General features: G+C 62.5%; 11 protein-coding genes, 3 rRNA genes and 1 pseudogene. 4 read left to right on the top strand and 11 right to left on the bottom strand.

Features of this window, described 5'->3' with window-relative positions:
• Positions 1 to 131 precede the first annotated feature (131 nt).
• The 8 genes from QE394_RS10540 to rpmB all read right to left on the bottom strand — a co-directional run bounded on the left by QE394_RS10540 (position 132) and on the right by rpmB (position 11456).
• Entirely contained in the window at positions 132 to 2987 is a 2856-nt protein-coding gene (locus QE394_RS10540) for a glycoside hydrolase family 2 TIM barrel-domain containing protein (protein WP_349034459.1), read from the bottom strand.
• 278 nt (positions 2988 to 3265) lie between these two features.
• Complete coding sequence (locus QE394_RS10535) at positions 3266 to 4273, bottom strand: LacI family DNA-binding transcriptional regulator (RefSeq protein WP_349034458.1); 1008 nt, start codon at positions 4271 to 4273, stop codon at positions 3266 to 3268.
• Between the two features lie 374 nt (positions 4274 to 4647).
• Positions 4648 to 4764, bottom strand: a 5S ribosomal RNA gene (gene rrf / locus QE394_RS10530).
• A 162-nt stretch (positions 4765 to 4926) separates the two neighbouring features.
• Positions 4927 to 8055: ribosomal RNA gene (locus QE394_RS10525) — 23S ribosomal RNA — on the bottom strand.
• A gap of 502 nt (positions 8056 to 8557) precedes the next feature.
• Positions 8558 to 10079: ribosomal RNA gene (locus tag QE394_RS10520) — 16S ribosomal RNA — on the bottom strand.
• Together the 16S, 23S and 5S rRNA genes form the textbook arrangement of a ribosomal RNA operon.
• Before the next feature lie 665 nt (positions 10080 to 10744).
• The gene (rpsN, locus tag QE394_RS10515) at positions 10745 to 11050 is read right to left on the bottom strand and encodes a 30S ribosomal protein S14 (RefSeq protein WP_015938870.1); all 306 of its coding nucleotides are present in this window, start codon (positions 11048 to 11050) and stop codon (positions 10745 to 10747) included.
• A 2-nt stretch (positions 11051 to 11052) separates the two neighbouring features.
• Positions 11053 to 11220, bottom strand: a complete 168-nt coding sequence (gene rpmG, locus QE394_RS10510; protein ID WP_013602737.1) for a 50S ribosomal protein L33 — start codon at positions 11218 to 11220, stop codon at positions 11053 to 11055.
• The gene (rpmB, locus tag QE394_RS10505; protein ID WP_015938871.1) at positions 11220 to 11456 is read right to left on the bottom strand and encodes a 50S ribosomal protein L28; all 237 of its coding nucleotides are present in this window, start codon (positions 11454 to 11456) and stop codon (positions 11220 to 11222) included. The genes rpmG and rpmB overlap by 1 nt, the downstream gene beginning before the upstream one ends.
• A 340-nt stretch (positions 11457 to 11796) precedes the next feature.
• Here rpmB and QE394_RS10500 point away from each other — a divergent pair, with 340 nt between their 5' ends.
• Genes QE394_RS10500 through QE394_RS10490 form a run of 3 tightly spaced genes read left to right on the top strand, consistent with a single transcriptional unit; the run spans position 11797 to position 14673 of the window.
• Positions 11797 to 13287 carry a ferredoxin reductase family protein gene (locus QE394_RS10500; protein ID WP_349034457.1) on the top strand — a complete coding sequence of 497 codons (1491 nt, stop codon included), beginning with the start codon at positions 11797 to 11799 and terminating at the stop codon, positions 13285 to 13287.
• Entirely contained in the window at positions 13284 to 13874 is a 591-nt protein-coding gene (locus tag QE394_RS10495) for an FMN-binding protein (protein WP_056078333.1), read from the top strand. Before QE394_RS10500 ends, QE394_RS10495 begins: the two co-directional genes overlap by 4 nt.
• A gap of 55 nt (positions 13875 to 13929) precedes the next feature.
• Positions 13930 to 14673, top strand: a complete 744-nt coding sequence (locus QE394_RS10490) for an FAD:protein FMN transferase (protein ID WP_349034456.1) — start codon at positions 13930 to 13932, stop codon at positions 14671 to 14673.
• Between the two features lie 9 nt (positions 14674 to 14682).
• Here the strand turns inward: QE394_RS10490 and QE394_RS10485 are convergent, their stop codons facing one another.
• Positions 14683 to 15456 (bottom strand): SGNH/GDSL hydrolase family protein, encoded by a 774-nt coding sequence (locus QE394_RS10485; RefSeq protein WP_261620860.1) that lies wholly within the window; start codon positions 15454 to 15456, stop codon positions 14683 to 14685.
• 55 nt (positions 15457 to 15511) lie between these two features.
• The gene (locus QE394_RS10480) at positions 15512 to 15997 is read right to left on the bottom strand and encodes a MarR family transcriptional regulator (RefSeq protein WP_056078341.1); all 486 of its coding nucleotides are present in this window, start codon (positions 15995 to 15997) and stop codon (positions 15512 to 15514) included.
• A gap of 99 nt (positions 15998 to 16096) precedes the next feature.
• On the opposite strand from QE394_RS10480, the gene QE394_RS10475 reads away from it, so the two are divergent.
• Positions 16097 to 16420 carry a YciI family protein gene (locus QE394_RS10475; RefSeq protein WP_056078344.1) on the top strand — a complete coding sequence of 108 codons (324 nt, stop codon included), beginning with the start codon at positions 16097 to 16099 and terminating at the stop codon, positions 16418 to 16420.
• Here QE394_RS10475 and QE394_RS10470 read toward each other — a convergent pair.
• Positions 16417 to 17224 (bottom strand): annotated as a pseudogene (locus QE394_RS10470) (SGNH/GDSL hydrolase family protein). The gene QE394_RS10475 and the pseudogene QE394_RS10470 overlap by 4 nt on opposite strands.
• Positions 17225 to 17366 lie beyond the last annotated feature (142 nt).

The raw sequence follows: 17366 nt of genomic DNA, 5'->3' as shown, positions 1-17366 counted from the left end.
TCCACCCCCAACCACAAGGAATGGCCCCCAAAACCCGCACAACCACGCGGATCCTGAGGGCCACCAACACCTACAAGCCACCCCGCCACTCGTATCTGGCCGCTATGCAGTGGCTCACACCTTGCTGGGGGCTACGGACGTACCCTCAGCACAACGGTGAAGTCGGCATCCCGGGGGGACAAGCGGTACAGCTCGAGAACGCCCGGGCCACAGGCCCCGGTACCAACACCCCGCATGGCGTTATCGAGGTAGATGTAAGTCCGGCCGTCGGCTGCCAGATCGGGCCGGTGCATTGCCTCGTTGAGTGCAGCCTGGCTGTAGGGACGCACCGTCAGGGCAAAGGGCTCGCCGGCGATGTCCAACATGGCTCCTCCCACCTCAAGTGCTGCCGAACGCACGCCGGCGCGTGCACCGGATTCCTGGGGCCGCGCATACTCCACATCGAGTTCATCCAAGGGCATGGAGAACCATCCTGTGCGCGTGCCTTGCCCCGTGTCCGGGTATCCCTGGTGTGGCCCCTGCCCGAACCAGCTCACCGCCGACGTTTCGCTGTCCAGCACCAGTTCCAGGCCGATCCGGGCCCACTCCACTTCAAAGCCCGCGTTGACCCAGGATCCCTGCGGCCGCACTTGCGTGCGGAGAGCCAGTGATTCCCCGTCGCTGGTCCATGTGTAGTCGACGAGGACCCCGAACTGCCTGTCTGCGGCACCCACCCGGGTCCTCGTGACGAGCTGCTCCCCGCCGTCGGCAGTGCGTTCAGCGCTGATGCCAAGCAGCCGTGCATGGAGCCGGTCCAGCCCCGCATCCCGCCACTGGGCGGCCAGGGGTCGGGGGTCGGCGCCGCCCCACTCCCTGCCCTGGTCATTGTCCGTGGGGGGCCACCACAGCGAGAGCCCCAGCTTTTCGACGCCAATGCCACCAATCCGCGTGGGCATCCCGGTCAGCCTGCTGAACACCGCCGGCCCCAGCCGCAGCTCATAGTCAGTTGCCGCCACTAGTTCAGCAGCACGGGGCTCCGCATTACGTGAGACTCCTCGCACCGACTGCCCCCAGGCGATCTCGTGGCCGGCGCTGGCCCAGGACGTCGCGGCGGCGAGGACGGCGCTGACGGTGAGGACGGCCGGCCCGTCCCTGTGCGGGAAGCTGGAGGGCAACGGAATCGTGGCACCGGACTGCGGCGCCACGTCCGGAACCTCCACCGTGCCGCCGTCGACCGCTTCGCCGTCGACCTCCACTGTGTACCGGAAGCTGAACGCGGACGTGTCCGCGAAATCCTGCCCGTTGTGGATGCTGAAGCCGGACCAGTCCCCCGCCACCTGGATGCGCAGCGGCGCCACGACGCGCTTGAAGTCGAGCAGCGCGGGCCGGGGCTTGCGGTTGGCGTCCACCAGTCCATCAGTGACGAAGTTGCCGTCGTGAATTTCCTCACCAAAATCGCCGCCGTAGGCGAAGTGCTCACCCCCGCCCGGCGTGGGGACGGTGATGCCGTGTTCCAGCCACTCCCAAACGAAGCCGCCCATCAGCCTGGGGTGGCGTTCAAAGAGCTCCTGGTACTCGGTCATTCCTCCGGGGCCGTTGCCCATGGCGTGAACGTATTCGCAAAGCACGAAGGGCATGGCGCGGCGCCGGGCATCCAGCTCCGGATCGGCGAGTGGAGGCTCCGTTCCCTGCCCAATCAGTGCAGTCTCAGCCTGGTTGGCGTACATCCGGGAGTACACGTCAACATAGGGGGAGGACCAGTCACCCTCGTAGTGGATGGGGCGTGACGGGTCGCGGTCCTTGGCCCAGCGGGACATCGCGGCCAGGTTCCGGCCGGTCCCGGATTCGTTGCCCAGCGACCACATCACAACGGCTGCGTGGTTCTTGTCCCGCTCCACCGTCCGGCGCATCCGGTCCAGCAGGGCGACTTCCCACTGGGGATCGTCGCTCGGGTTCTGGGCCCAGCCGGCGCTCTCGAACCCATGCGTTTCCAAGTCGCACTCCAGCACGACGTAGAAACCGAGCCGGTCAGCCAGGGCAAGGAATTCCGGATGTGGCGGATAGTGCGATGTGCGGATGGCGTTGATGTTGTGCTGCTTCATGAGCTTGAGCTCGGCCTCCATCACCTCCTGCGGAACCACGCGCCCCAGCCGGGGGTGGTGCTCGTGGCGGTTCACCCCGCGGAGCAGGATCCGCCGTCCGTTTACCTTGAACTGGGCATCCTCGATGCTGATGCTGCGGAATCCCAACTGCAGGGACACTGTTTCGGCCGTGGTGCTGACTGTTGCCTCATACAGGCGGGGCACCTCAGCAGACCAGGGTGCGACTGATGACAAGCGATGCTCCTGGCCGGCCGTGAGCTCCAGGTCCAGTTCGGGAACGCGTACGACGGCGTCAATCGCCCTTCCGCCCCGGCTCGCCTCCACATGGAGGACACCTTCGCCCGTGAGGGGGTCGTAGTCGGCGTGGACGAAGACATCATCGATGCCGTCCGCAGGGCGTGCTTGAAGGGTGACATCCCGGAATATCCCGGGGAGCCACCACATGTCCTGGTCCTCCACGTAGCTGGCGGCCGAGAACTGCGCCACCCGCACGGCAAGGGTGTTGCTGCCTTCCGCGAGAATTCCGGAGACATCGAATTCGTGGGCAAGGCGGCTCCCGCGGGTGGTGCCGAGTTCGACGCCGTTCAGCCACACCGTGCCGGCGGAATCGATGCCGTCGAAACGCAGCAGTGCGTTGGGGAAGAATTCAGGGCCAGCGTGGAACGTCAGGAGGTGGTCGCCAATGGGGTTGGCTTCCGGCACATGCGGAGGTTCCACGGCGAACGGAAACTGGATGTTTGTGTAGGCGGGTGCTCCGTGCCCGTGCATGGGCCAGCTGGAAGGAACCGGCAGGGTTTCGAAGCCGTTCAGATCCTGGCCCAGCTGCCACCCTTCGGCGGGGGCGCTGCGGATGCCGGGGCTGAGGCGGAACTGCCAGTCGCCGTTCAGGGACCAACCGCGGCGCATCGCTGGCGAGATAGGCCCGGGGAGGTAGCGTCCCCCGTCCCGGAGCCACAGACGACAGCTCGAGAACGCGTCCGGCCCCGAGTTCAAGATTGCGCGGCACAGCATCGGAGGCATCACTTGCAACAGCGTTCGGCGCCGGTGAGGAGGACTGGACAGGCATGTGACTTCCTTGAAGGCTGGGGGACTCTAGCATTTTACGTGAACGTTCACGAGACACTGATGCAAGCCTAGCCGCTCAGCCTGCCCATGTGTAGGGTCAGGTTGCACATCAGTCCGGCCTACGCCGACTGGCGCACCACCAGATCATGCCGCAGGAGCAGTGCCGAGGCGCTGCCCCGCGGTTCAATTGCTCCGGACAGGAGGCCGTCAAGGAGGCCGACGGCGGCCCGGCCCACGGACCGCAGGTCCAGGGACAGCGTGGTCAGCTCAGGGGACACCAACTCCCCCAGGGGTATCCCGTCCATCCCGATAACGGCGACATCCCGGGGCACGTTCCGTGCCGCCGCTTGCAATGCCTTCAGTGCGCCGGCCGCCATCAGGTCGTTGAAGACCAGGAGTCCGTCGAGTGCGGCCGTTCCGGCCAGCAATGCGCTGACGGCGTCCCGGGCATGTACAGCGGAGGGCTCCGCCGAAAACTTCAGCAGCTGAACTCCGCGTTCCGCGGCGGCAGCGGCCACAGCAGAGCCCCGGCCCGCGGCGATCCCGCCCTGGCCTGAGTCCAGGAAGGCTATGCTCCTGCAGCCGTGGGCTACCAGCCTTTCCAGGCCCAGCCGGGCTGCGTAGGCGTAGTCAAAGGAGATCGAGCCGGCTGCCTGCGCCTGGGGGTCGTCCAGCCCAACGACGGGCCGCCGGCCCAGCATCGCCTGGGCCGCGACTGCGTGGTCCCCGAGATAACCGATCAATGCGTCCACCTGCGGTGCCAGCCGGGCAGCGGCATCCAGGGCGTTACCTGTGCCGTGGCCATAGTCATCCACCACCACATTCCATCCCCGCTCCGTGGCGGCCTCAACAACACTCGAGGCAAACGCGGGAAAGTACGGATTGGTGAGGTCGGGGATTGCCAGGCCTATCGAGGTTCGCGCGCCCTGGACCAGACCCTTGGCAAACCGGCTTGGCGTGTAGCCCAGCTCTGCCGCGATCAGCTGCACGCGCTCCCGGGTGACCTGGCTAATGCCGGTCATATCGTTCATGGCCCGGGTAACTGTCTGCCGCGAGACGCCAGCCGCTGCGGCAACATCGAGGATGGTGGCGCGGCCCTGTCGCGGCTCTGGGGATCGGGGACTCATAGGCCGTAAGTCTATGCGGCTGGTGTGAGAGCCCTCCCCTTCTCCGGGTGACGTTCGCTCAGGTGTGGGGGTTCCCCGGGCCTGGTTGCTGTATCAGGTGGGTTCCCCGGGCCTGGTTGCTGTATCAGGTGGGTTCCCCACGCCGGGTGGGACCCGCCATGAGTGAGCGGGCGTTCGGGTGGGAACCGCCAGGAGTGAGCGGGCGTCCGGGTGGGACCCGCCATGAGTGAGCGGGCGTTCGGGTGGGAACCGCCAGGAGTGAGCGGGCGTCCGGGTGGGACCCGCCATGAGTGAGCGGGGATCCGGGGCGGGGGGTTTGTGGTGGTTAAAGTGGTAGGGCCCTGACAGTTGTGTCAGGGCCCTACTCAATGTTTGTCCGGCGGTGTCCTACTCTCCCACACCCTCCCGGGTGCAGTACCATCGGCGCTGTGGGTCTTAGCTTCCGGGTTCGGAATGGGACCGGGCGTTTCCCCCACGCTATGACCGCCGTAACCCTTCTACCCGTCACCAACCCCTTTTAGGGGGTGGTGTGGGAAATCTGGTGGTTACAACATGTGGTGTTGTATTCAGTTGTTTTGGTTCCGGCCGACAACGTGTTGGGTTGTTGGTTGGGAACCACATAGTGGACGCAAGCAGAGTTATGTATTTTCTGTGTGGTGTAAGTTGTTGGCCTATTAGTACCGGTCAGCTTCACGAGTCGTTAGTCCTCGCTTCCACATCCGGCCTATCAACCCAGTGGTCTGGCTGGGGGCCTCTCACACAATAAAGTGTATGGAAATCTCATCTCGAAGCGAGCTTCCCGCTTAGATGCTTTCAGCGGTTATCCCATCCGAACGTAGCTAATCAGCGGTGCACTTGGCAGTACAACTGACACACCAGAGGTTCGTCCGTCCCGGTCCTCTCGTACTAAGGACAGCCCTTCTCAAATTTCCTGCGCGCGCAGCGGATAGGGACCGAACTGTCTCACGACGTTCTAAACCCAGCTCGCGTACCGCTTTAATGGGCGAACAGCCCAACCCTTGGGACCTACTCCAGCCCCAGGATGCGACGAGCCGACATCGAGGTGCCAAACCATGCCGTCGATATGGACTCTTGGGCAAGATCAGCCTGTTATCCCCGAGGTACCTTTTATCCGTTGAGCGACGGCCATTCCACAATGTACCGCCGGATCACTAGTCCCGACTTTCGTCCCTGCTCGAGATGTCTCTCTCACAGTCAAGCTCCCTTGTGCACTTACACTCGACACCTGATTGCCAACCAGGCTGAGGGAACCTTTGGGCGCCTCCGTTACTTTTTAGGAGGCAACCGCCCCAGTTAAACTACCCATCAGGCACTGTCCCTGACCCGGATTACGGGCCGAAGTTAGATGTCCAAAGTGACCAGAGTGGTATTTCAACGATGACTCCACCCGAACTGGCGTCCGGGCTTCAACGTCTCCCACCTATCCTACACAAGCCACTCCGAACACCAATACCAAACTATAGTAAAGGTCTCGGGGTCTTTCCGTCCTGCTGCGCGTAACGAGCATCTTTACTCGTACTGCAATTTCGCCGAGTTTATGGTTGAGACAGCGGGGAAGTCGTTACTCCATTCGTGCAGGTCGGAACTTACCCGACAAGGAATTTCGCTACCTTAGGATGGTTATAGTTACCACCGCCGTTTACTGGGGCTTAAATTCTCAGCTTCGCCCTTACAGGCTAACCGGTCCTCTTAACCTTCCAGCACCGGGCAGGAGTCAGTCCGTATACATCGTCTTGCGACTTCGCACGGACCTGTGTTTTTAGTAAACAGTCGCTTCCCCCTGGTCTCTGCGGCCCCGATCCCCTCCGGACAGCAAGTGTCCATCAAGGTTGGGGCCCCCCTTCTCCCGAAGTTACGGGGGCATTTTGCCGAGTTCCTTAACCATAATTCTCTCGATCGCCTTAGTATTCTCTACCTGATCACCTGTGTCGGTTTGGGGTACGGGCGGCTAAAACCTCGCGTCGATGCTTTTCTCGGCAGCATAGGATCACCAAATCCCCCCAAACGGGGGTCCCATCAGATCTCAGGCATCATGAGTGGCGGATTTGCCTACCACTCGCCCTACATCCTTAGACCGGGACAACCATCGCCCGGCTCGGCTACCTTCCTGCGTCACACCTGTTAATACGCTTGCCTCCCAGGATCAGGTCCTGCGCTCCACCAAAACCCTCACACCACAAGGGTGATCGGGCAGGTCTCGGGCAGTTAGTATCCCCTGTTCAACATGGGCGGTTTTTCGCCGGTACGGGAATATCAACCCGTTGTCCATCGACTACGCCTGTCGGCCTCGCCTTAGGTCCCGACTTACCCAGGGCAGATTAGCTTGACCCTGGAACCCTTGATCATTCGGCGGACGGGTTTCTCACCCGTCTTTCGCTACTCATGCCTGCATTCTCACTCGTGTAGGCTCCACCGCTGGTTTCCACCGCGACTTCACTGCCCACACGACGCTCCCCTACCCATCCAAACGCCTGAACCACAAGGGCTTAGCTAATATTTGAATGCCACAACTTCGGCGGTGTACTTGAGCCCCGCTACATTGTCGGCGCGGAATCACTTGACCAGTGAGCTATTACGCACTCTTTTAAGGATGGCTGCTTCTAAGCCAACCTCCTGGTTGTCTTCGCAACTCCACATCCTTTCCCACTTAGCACACGCTTAGGGGCCTTAGTTGGTGGTCTGGGCTGTTTCCCTCTCGACTATGAAGCTTATCCCCCACAGTCTCACTGCTACGCTCTCACTTACCGGCATTCGGAGTTTGGCTGACGTCAGTAACCTTGTAGGGCCCATTAGCCATCCAGTAGCTCTACCTCCGATAAGAAACACGCAACGCTGCACCTAAATGCATTTCGGGGAGAACCAGCTATCACGAAGTTTGATTGGCCTTTCACCCCTACCCACAGCTCATCCCCTCCATTTTCAACTGAAGTGGGTTCGGTCCTCCACGACGTCTTACCGTCGCTTCAACCTGGCCATGGGTAGATCACTTCGCTTCGGGTCTAGATCACGCCACTCAAACGCCCTATTCAGACTCGCTTTCGCTACGGCTGCCCCACACGGGTTAACCTCGCGACGTAACACTAACTCGCAGGCTCATTCTTCAAAAGGCACGCCGTCACAACTACAAGGTTGCTCCGACGGATTGTAAGCACACGGTTTCAGGTACTGTTTCACTCCCCTCCCGGGGTACTTTTCACCTTTCCCTCACGGTACTGGTCCGCTATCGGTCATTAGGGAGTATTTAGGCTTATCAGGTGGTCCTGACAGATTCGCACGGGATTTCTCGGGCCCCGTACTACTTGGGATACATCAACAAGGCGGTGCAACGCATTACAGTTACGGGACTAACACCCTCTCTGGCCGGCCTTTCAAGACCGTTCACCTATACGCACACCCACACCCCGTCAGCCCGGCAGAACTGACACGTAATGTCCCACAACCCCGACCATGCAACGCCCGCCGGCTATCACACATGGAACGGTTTAGCCTGATCCGCGTTCGCTCGCCACTACTAACGGAATCACTATTGTTTTCTCTTCCTGCGGGTACTGAGATGTTTCACTTCCCCGCGTTCCCTCCACGCACCCTATGTGTTCAGATGCGGGTCACCAGGTAACTCGCGCTCCTGGCGGGGTTTCCCCATTCGGACACCCTGGGATCACAGTCCGGTTATCGACTCCCCCAGGCTTATCGCAGATTCCTACGTCCTTCTTCGGCTCCTAATGCCAAGGCATCCACCGTGTGCTCTTAAAAACTTGACCACAAAGATCAAAACATTTTCGAGAGAACCACAGAAACCGACCCGCACACCCAAAGGCGCACGAACCAGATCCAGGTTCATATTCTTGGAAATTGCTTCTTATACAAGATGCTCGCGTCCACTATGTAGTTCTCAAACAACAACCCCACACCACACACCCCACACACAACCCCCCAAAAGGGATCACCATGCATGATCGGTGCAGCAGGGAAACCAGAAACAAAGTACCGACAAGAACCCCAAGGGCCCTCCCCGGTCCTGTTGCCTCAGGACCCAACAGTGTGCCAAACACTACCCAGCAGACCAGACCACCGAACGTTCCAGGACCAACTCCGAAGAGATCAGTCCGTACTAGCAAACGGTCCGTGCCACCAGGCACCTATTTGTTGATATTCCACCCTTGAGCACCCGCCACGAAACATTCGTCCGTGCAACGGGCATTCTCCTGACAACCCCCACCACCGGACATACATCCAGGACAGAAAGCTGTAGGTGCTCCTTAGAAAGGAGGTGATCCAGCCGCACCTTCCGGTACGGCTACCTTGTTACGACTTAGTCCCAATCGCCAGTCCCACCTTCGACGGCTCCCCCCCACAAGGGGTTAGGCCACCGGCTTCGGGTGTTACCAACTTTCGTGACTTGACGGGCGGTGTGTACAAGGCCCGGGAACGTATTCACCGCAGCGTTGCTGATCTGCGATTACTAGCGACTCCGACTTCATGGGGTCGAGTTGCAGACCCCAATCCGAACTGAGACCGGCTTTTTGGGATTAGCTCCACCTCACAGTATCGCAACCCTTTGTACCGGCCATTGTAGCATGCGTGAAGCCCAAGACATAAGGGGCATGATGATTTGACGTCGTCCCCACCTTCCTCCGAGTTGACCCCGGCAGTCTCCTATGAGTCCCCACCATCACGTGCTGGCAACATAGAACGAGGGTTGCGCTCGTTGCGGGACTTAACCCAACATCTCACGACACGAGCTGACGACAACCATGCACCACCTGTAAACCGACCACAAGTGGGGCACCTGTTTCCAGGCGTTTCCGGTTCATGTCAAGCCTTGGTAAGGTTCTTCGCGTTGCATCGAATTAATCCGCATGCTCCGCCGCTTGTGCGGGCCCCCGTCAATTCCTTTGAGTTTTAGCCTTGCGGCCGTACTCCCCAGGCGGGGCACTTAATGCGTTAGCTACGGCGCGGAAAACGTGGAATGTCCCCCACACCTAGTGCCCAACGTTTACGGCATGGACTACCAGGGTATCTAATCCTGTTCGCTCCCCATGCTTTCGCTCCTCAGCGTCAGTTAATGCCCAGAGACCTGCCTTCGCCATCGGTGTTCCTCCTGATATCTGCGCATTTCACCGCTACACCAGGAATTCCAGTCTCCCCTACATCACTCTAGTCTGCCCGTACCCACCGCAGATCCGGAGTTGAGCCCCGGACTTTCACGGCAGACGCGACAAACCGCCTACGAGCTCTTTACGCCCAATAATTCCGGATAACGCTTGCGCCCTACGTATTACCGCGGCTGCTGGCACGTAGTTAGCCGGCGCTTCTTCTGCAGGTACCGTCACTTACGCTTCTTCCCTACTGAAAGAGGTTTACAACCCGAAGGCCGTCATCCCTCACGCGGCGTCGCTGCATCAGGCTTCCGCCCATTGTGCAATATTCCCCACTGCTGCCTCCCGTAGGAGTCTGGGCCGTGTCTCAGTCCCAGTGTGGCCGGTCACCCTCTCAGGCCGGCTACCCGTCGTCGCCTTGGTAGGCCATTACCCCACCAACAAGCTGATAGGCCGCGAGTCCATCCAAAACCGCAAAAGCTTTCCACCAACCACCATGCGATGATCAGTCATATCCGGTATTAGACCCAGTTTCCCAGGCTTATCCCAGAGTCAAGGGCAGGTTACTCACGTGTTACTCACCCGTTCGCCACTAATCCCCCCACAAGTGAGGTTCATCGTTCGACTTGCATGTGTTAAGCACGCCGCCAGCGTTCATCCTGAGCCAGGATCAAACTCTCCGTTGAAGTAAAACAAAAACAGACACACCCACCAACCCCGGAAATAACGGGATAAAATGGATGCACAAAATTTGAAACCAGCCAAAAACACCATGCCAACCACGGGGTGGCGGCACAGCAAATTCAACCAATTCAATACAATAAATTGGTATCAACAAACTTGGCACACTATTGAGTTCTCAAACAACAGACACACCCGGCACCACCCAAACAACTAACGTTCAGGATCGCTCCGGAGCAACTTTCCAAACTTACCCGACCACCCGGCCCGATGCAAATCCATGTTTCAGGACTTGAAGCGGAAGATGACCGCTCCCACCAGTTTTCAGCGCCCTGAAGAGCAACTAAATCTTGGTCTTGGTTTTTGGGAGTTTGGCCGCCCGCGGTTACCAGCTCTTCGCTGTCTCCCTCGCGGCGACTTAGAAAACAATACACGCCCTGCGGCATCACCGCAAACCCGGCCCTCCCAAGGCAGGAAACCCCGGGATTCCGCGGCGAAACGGGCGAAACGGCACCCACACCGGTTCCCGCCGTCGTCATTCCGCTGTGTGTGCTGCCGCACAGGGGTGGAGCTCGCTCAAGCACCACCCGGCGAGTGGGTTAAACGCAGAAGAGCCGGCAACCACATGGTTGCCGGCTCTTCTCAAGCAGCTGGTATCAGCGGTGCTGGATTACCAGGAAGACTTGGTGATGCCCGGGAGCTCACCGCGGTGAGCCATGTCGCGGAAGCGAACACGGGAGATGCCGAACTTCTGGAAGGTACCGCGGGGACGGCCGTCGATGATGTCGCGGTTACGCAGACGGATCGGGGACGCGTTGCGGGGCAGCTTCTGGAGGCCCAGGCGGGCTGCTTCGCGTGCTTCGTCGGTTGCGTTTTCGTCAACCAGGGTCTTCTTCAGCTCGAGGCGCTTCGCAGCGTAACGCTCAACGATGACCTTGCGCTGCTCGTTGCGAGCAATCTTGGACTTCTTAGCCATGTTTAGCGCTCCTCTCGGAATTCGACGTGCTGGCGGATCTTGGGGTCGTACTTCTTCAGAACCATGCGGTCCGGATCGTTACGACGGTTCTTACGGGTTACGTAGGTGTAACCCGTGCCCGCGGTCGACTTGAGCTTGATGATCGGACGTACGTCCTTGTCCTTAGCCACTAGAGCTTCACCCCACGAGCCAGGATCGAGGCGACGACTGCGTCGATGCCGCGTACGTCGATGGTCTTGATGCCACGGGCAGAAACCTGCAGCGTGACGTTACGGCGCAGGGACGGAACCCAGTAGCGCTTCTTCTGGATGTTCGGATCGAACCGACGCTTGTTGCGGCGGTGCGAGTGCGAAATGCTGTGCCCAAAGCCCGGCTCGGCTCCGGTCACTTGGCAGTGTGCTGCCATGACTTCTCCTCAAGAATTGAAAGTAATGATCCGCATATCGGCTGCAGGATCATGCGTCTAAGAGCGACCCAAAGTGATCAGGGTGAACGGTTAGTCACGCAACTTGAGCCCCTAACTACCGGCTACCCTGGAGAAAAATACCGGGCCACCGGAGCAATTGCGCACGCTCCGCGCACTTAGCGCCTCCCAAGTCTACGAGGTGACGCAATTAAAGACCAATCCGGGGCGTTTGGGTGTATAAGGGCTTCCTGCGAACGCCCACCTGCAAGGCCACAGTGTCACAGCTTGCGCGCACCCGTTTTCACAGCTGAATGAAAGCTTGGCGGCGCATCTTAGGTACATGAGAACGCAGTCCCTGCCGGCACCTCCGGCGCACAACAGCTCCGGCGGGCCGGGGCCTTCACACCTATCCGGCTCCGCCACTCCTCCTGCCGCCCACAACAACAGCGGATGGTTCCGCCGCCAGCACCGGCAGCGGCTGCTAAGGGCCGACCTCCTGACTGTTATTGCCTGGGGTTCCGTAGCTGCCGCCGTCGCCCTCTGGCTTGCCGACGGCGGTGCGGCCGGCGTCAGCTCCGTCGCCTCCGCGTTCACCGCGGCCGGGATTGTGGCCGGTTTGGCCGGCATGGACCTGGTCCTGCTGATGCTGCTGCTGGCAGCCCGGATTCCGTACATCGACCGCACTATCGGCCATGACCGGGCGCTGGAGTTCCACCGTAAACTCGGCAAACCCTCGCTGTATCTGCTGTTGGCGCACGGCTTCCTGCTGGCCGTGGGATACGGCATGGCGGAAGGCCTTGACCCGGTCAGCGAGTCCATTTCCCTCTGGCAGCAGGTCCCGGATATGTGGCTTGCGTTCGTGTCCATGGCGCTCTTCATTGCCGTGGTGGTGACCTCCCTGGTGGCGGTCCGGCGCCGCTTCCCGTACGAGTTCTGGTACGTGGTCCATCTCCTCACGTACGCCGCGGTGGGCACGTCCCTGCCGCACCAGTTCAGTGTGGGCGGACTGTTTGCGGAAGGTACCTGGCAGCGCTGGTACTGGCTGGCCATCTGCATCGCCACCGGTGCGGCGCTGGTGTACTTCCGGGTGCTGCAACCCCTCATGGCAACGTCACGGCACCAGCTCACGGTGTCCCGGGTAGAGGTGGCGGCACCGGGCGTGATCAACATCTTCATGGCGGGCCGGCAGCTGGACCGGTTGGCGGAAACGGGCGGACGCTTCTTCATCTGGCGGTTCCTGGCGCCCGGAATGTGGTGGCACCCGCACCCGTTCAGCCTGTCCGCCGAGCCCGCCATCACCGGACCCCGCGGCGAAGGCACCCTGCGCATCACCGTGCGCAACCTTGGCGCCGGTTCCGCGCAGCTGGTCCGGCTGCGGAAGGGGACCAGGGTTGCCGTCGAAGGCCCGTACGGGCTGCTCAGCACCGGCGCCCGGACCAGGAACAAAGTGGTGATGATCGGCGCCGGCATCGGCATCACGCCGTTGCGCGCACTGCTCGAAACCACCCCGTTCACTCCCGGAGAAGCGAGCGTCCTGCTGAGGGGCCATACGGAGCAGGAACTGTACCTGAGCAGCGAAATCCTGGACCTGTGCCGCTCCCGTGGCGTGCGCCTCTTCCACCTTCCGGGCCCGAGGTCACGCGTGCGCTCCAGCTGGTTGCCCCAGGAAGCAGTCCGGGGCGGCTACGGGCTCACGGCTTTCGTCCCCGACGTCGCAGACTCCGACGTCTATGTCTGCGGCCCCACAGGCTGGGCGGACAGCGTCATCGCTGACGTCCGGCAGGCCGGAGTCCCCGAAGAACAGATCCATCACGAAAGGTTCGACTGGTGAAAGCACGCGGAACACTCGCCGCAGCTGTCGCGTCCGCCGGGATCCTCCTGGCAGGCTGGCAGGCCGGCACGCAGGCCGGGGGTGCAAGCACCCTCGCGTCGGGTTCAAGTACGACGACGGCAGGATCCGCGGGTTCGACAGGGACCGGCACGTCCGGGGCCGGTTCGTCAGGGTCAGGTTCATCGGGCAGTTCCGGGACAACAGGCTCGGGCGGGACCACGGGGTCCTCGGGCTCCTCCAGCGGATCCAGCTCCTCAGGCAGTTCGAGCACCTCCGGCAGCTCCGGCTCCTCAAGCAGCGGCACGGCAACGGCCGGCACCTACCAGGGCGCCGCAGTCCAGACGAGGTTCGGAGCAGTGCAGGTCCAGATCACGGTGGCCTCCGGGAAGATCACGGAGGTGACAGCCCTGCACCTGACCGACGATGACCGCAAGTCGATCCAGATCAGCAACCGTGCGGCGCCGCTCCTGCGGACCGAGGTGCTGGCCGCACAGTCGGCGGACGTCCAGACCATCAGCGGCGCCACCGTCACCAGCAACGCCTACCTCACCTCACTCCAGGCAGCCATCGATGCCGCGAACCTCTGATCCACTCCGGTCACCGGACACGGGCACAAGCCTCACGTCACGGACCTTTGAATGCATGGGAACCGTCATCAGCCTGACCCTGGCGGACTCCCCCGCGGCAGGCCCGGAAACCCAGGACGAACTCGCAGCCGCAACCGCCGTCGTCGAACGCCTGTTCCGGGAACTGGACGAGACGTTCAGCCTGTACCGCACGGCGTCGGAAGCCAGCCGCCTGGCCCGGGGCGAACTGACGCTCCGCAACGCATCACCGGAGATGCGCGCCCGGTATGCGGAGGCGCATGAATGGCGGCTCCTGACCGGGGGCGCCTTCTCGCCCGAGCGCCCGGACGGCGTGCTGGACCTCTCGGGGCTCATCAAGGGCCACGCGATCCGCGAAGCGGGGCGGTCCTTGCTTGCCCTGGGGCGTCGAGACTGGTGCCTCAATGCCGGCGGCGACATCCTGGTCAGCGGCTCACCCGTTCCGGGCTCCGGCACGCCATGGAAAGCCGGCATCGTCGATCCGGCCGACAGTCACGCCCTGATCAGCGGCTATGCGCTTGGCGGGGTCGAGGGGCACGCAGCCCTGGCCACGTCCGGCTCGGCCGAACGCGGCGAACACATCTGGCGGGTGGACGGCGGTTCCGGTTTCGTCCAGGTCACGGTCGCCGCCGCGGACGTAGTGACGGCGGACATCCTGGCCACGGCAATCGTCTCCGGCGGGAGGCCGATGCTCAATCTCGCCACAGACCAGTGGGATGTTGCGGTCCTGGCCGTCCACGCCGACGGCTCACTGCTGGCCACCCCGGCGTTCCGCCGCTAGATCTGCTTGCTAGATGTGCTGCGGGAGCCTGGTGAGCCGCGGGTACTTGGGGGCCAGGTTGTCGCCCGAAGACTGACCGGTAACCCGCCGGGCCACCCAGGGCGCGGCGTATTCGCGGAACCACTGGGCGTTGGCGCGGAGGGCATCCGTCCCGCTGAGCTGGGGCACCGGCGTCATCGGCGGGACGTCGATGGAGTGGTCGTACTTGAGGACTTCCAGCACCCGTTTGGCCATGTTGGCGTGCCCCGCAGCGGACATGTGCATCCGGTCCCGCGCCCACATTCCCCAGTCGTAGTACTCACTGAAGCGCCAGTAGTCCACCAGCAGGGCGCCGTGGTCCCCCGCGATCCCGCGGACCAGTTCGTTGTAGATGGCGGTGCGGCCGCGCATGGTGCCGAACACTTTGGAGCCGCGGGCATCGAACCCAGTGAACATCACCACGGTAGCGCCCGTGGCACTCAGCCTGCGGACGCCGTCGTCGTATTCGGCCATCAGGTCGTCGATGTCGATCCGGGGCCGCAGGATGTCGTTGGCGCCGGCGTAGATACTCACCAGGGTGGGCTTAAGCTCGACGGCGGCGTCCACCTGTTCTTCGAGGATTTGCCGGAGCTTCCTGCCGCGGATGGCGAGGTTGGCGTAGCCGAAGCCTGGGTCCCCCGCGCCGAGCTGCTCGGCCACGCGGTCAGCCCAGCCGCGGACGCCATTGGGGCGGGCCGGGTCGTCGTCGCCTACGCCCTCCGTAAAGGAATCGCCGAGGGCAACAAACCGGGAAGTGAAGTCCATCCGGTTAGTTTGCCACCCGTTGCCGGAAGCAACCAATCCCGGGCGGAGTTATGGGTCAGGGCTGGGTTTCGCGCAGGATCCAGTGGTCCGAATCCAGGCGGCCCACCACCTTTTCGCCGATCCGGGCCAGGTCCTCGACGTCCTTTTCCGTGAGGGCATCAAGGAAGAGGTTCCGGACGTCTTCCACGTGGCCGGGTGCGAGGCCCACGATGGTGGACATGCCTTCCTCAGTGAGGTGGGCGATGGTGACCCGGGCGTCGCGCGGGTGGGGGCGGCGTTCCACCCAGCCGCGTTTCTGCAGCTTTGTCACTACGTGCGAGAGCCGGGACAAGGAGGCGCTGGTGCGCGCGGCGAGTTCACTCATGGGCAGGAACCGCTGGTCCGATTCGGACAGCATGGCCAGCACGGTGTAGTCGAACAGGGAAAGCTTGCCTGCGGCATGAAGCTTGGTGTCAAGTGCGGCCGGCAGCAGGGTGTTGATGCTTACCAGGGCCAGCCAGGCACGGCGTTCGTCGGCACTCAGCCAGCGCGGTTCGGTCATGCACCCATTCTACGATTGATCCTTCAACCGACGGACAGGCCCCTCACCCGGCAAGCCGGTCCACAGTCCCGGGGTCCGGCGAGCCGGTAATCTGGGCGCATGTATGTTGTCTCCCTGACCTACCGGGTTCCGCAGGACATTGTGGACTTCCACAACGACGCCCACATCGCCTGGCTGCAGAAGGCCTTCGACGACGGCGTCTTCATTGCCGCCGGCCGCAAAGTCCCCCGCACCGGCGGGCTGCTGCTCTCCCAGGCCGACCGGTCAGTCCTGGACGCCAGCCTCCAGCAGGACCCCTTCTATTCGAACGGTGTCGCGGACTTCGAGGTGGTGGAGTTCCACGCCGGACGCGTGGCCCCCGGCTACGAGATCCTGCTGGACAACCCGCCTGCACCCCCGGCTGAAGCGGCCCCTGGCCGCTAAGGCGCGGCGCCGCCGTCGGACGCCCCTGCGGCGAGCTTCTTCAGCCCGCCTTTTGCGCGGCACCTCGACGGGCTCAGGCCACCGGGGCGTGAGCGCGTCCCCCAGGGTGACGCCGCGCAGCTTGCGGCCGAACAGGGGCAGGACCCAGTCGTGGACCCACCGCCGTTGCCGCCGTTCCCATTCCCGCAGCGTCAGCGGGGTGGGCGGCTCCCAGTCCTTGGGCCGGATTTTGTGCGGCACACCCAGCTGGTCCAGGACCTGCCCGGCGAGGTACTTGTGGCCGGCCTTGGACATGTGCAGCCGGTCCGAGTCCCACATGCGCCGGTCGTGGAAGGCGTCCAGGCACCAGTAGTCCACCAGTACCGCACCGTGTTTCTTGGCGATGGCCCGCACCTGGTGGTTGTAGAAGGAGTTCCGCTTCTTCAGCGGCTCAAGCAGGGCGGAAACCTTCACATCGAAGCCGGTGAAGAGGACCAGTGTGGCTCCGGTGCCGGCGAGCCGGGCCACCAGTTGCTCGTAGTCCGCCATGAGCGTGGACATGTCCGTTTTCAGGTCCAGGATGTCGTTGCCGCCCGCATACAGCGTGACCAGCGCCGGCCGCATCCGCAGGGCCGGTTCCAGTTGTTCATCGATGATGTGCCGGAGCCGTTTGCTCCTGATGGCGAGGTTGGCGTACTTCCAGCCCGGCTGCGCCTTGGCGAGCTTCTCGGCCACCCGGTCCGCCCAGCCGCGGACCCCGTTGGGCAGCCGTTCATCCCGGTCCCCCACGCCCTCCGTAAACGAATCGCCCAAGGCAACAAACACCCGCCGCCCGGAACTGGGAAGCAGAGATTCAGAGGGCACCACCCGCCCAACCTAGCCCCACCAAGGAAAGCGCAGGAAAAGCCGAGGTGAAGCTCAGGTGACCTGCCGTGGCGACGGCGACGGCGATGCTGTTTCGCGTAGG

Source organism: Pseudarthrobacter sp. SORGH_AS 212 (assembly GCF_030818145.1).
In the GTDB taxonomy this organism is placed as follows: domain Bacteria; phylum Actinomycetota; class Actinomycetes; order Actinomycetales; family Micrococcaceae; genus Arthrobacter.
Note: the sequence above shows the minus strand (reverse complement) of the source record. Positions and strands in the feature narration are given on the sequence as shown.

Coding starts and splice junctions, on each gene's coding strand:
- QE394_RS10500 (WP_349034457.1), top strand. CDS start 11,797: ATGAGAACGCAGTCCCTGCCGGCACCTCCGGCGCACAACAGCTCCGGC.
- rpmB (WP_015938871.1), bottom strand. CDS start 11,456: ATGGCAGCACACTGCCAAGTGACCGGAGCCGAGCCGGGCTTTGGGCAC.
- QE394_RS10475 (WP_056078344.1), top strand. CDS start 16,097: ATGTATGTTGTCTCCCTGACCTACCGGGTTCCGCAGGACATTGTGGAC.
- QE394_RS10540 (WP_349034459.1), bottom strand. CDS start 2,987: ATGCGCCGCGGTTGGTCCCTGAACGGCGACTGGCAGTTCCGCCTCAGC.
- QE394_RS10480 (WP_056078341.1), bottom strand. CDS start 15,997: ATGACCGAACCGCGCTGGCTGAGTGCCGACGAACGCCGTGCCTGGCTG.
- rpsN (WP_015938870.1), bottom strand. CDS start 11,050: ATGGCTAAGAAGTCCAAGATTGCTCGCAACGAGCAGCGCAAGGTCATC.
- QE394_RS10485 (WP_261620860.1), bottom strand. CDS start 15,456: ATGGACTTCACTTCCCGGTTTGTTGCCCTCGGCGATTCCTTTACGGAG.
- QE394_RS10535 (WP_349034458.1), bottom strand. CDS start 4,273: ATGAGTCCCCGATCCCCAGAGCCGCGACAGGGCCGCGCCACCATCCTC.
- QE394_RS10490 (WP_349034456.1), top strand. CDS start 13,930: ATGGGAACCGTCATCAGCCTGACCCTGGCGGACTCCCCCGCGGCAGGC.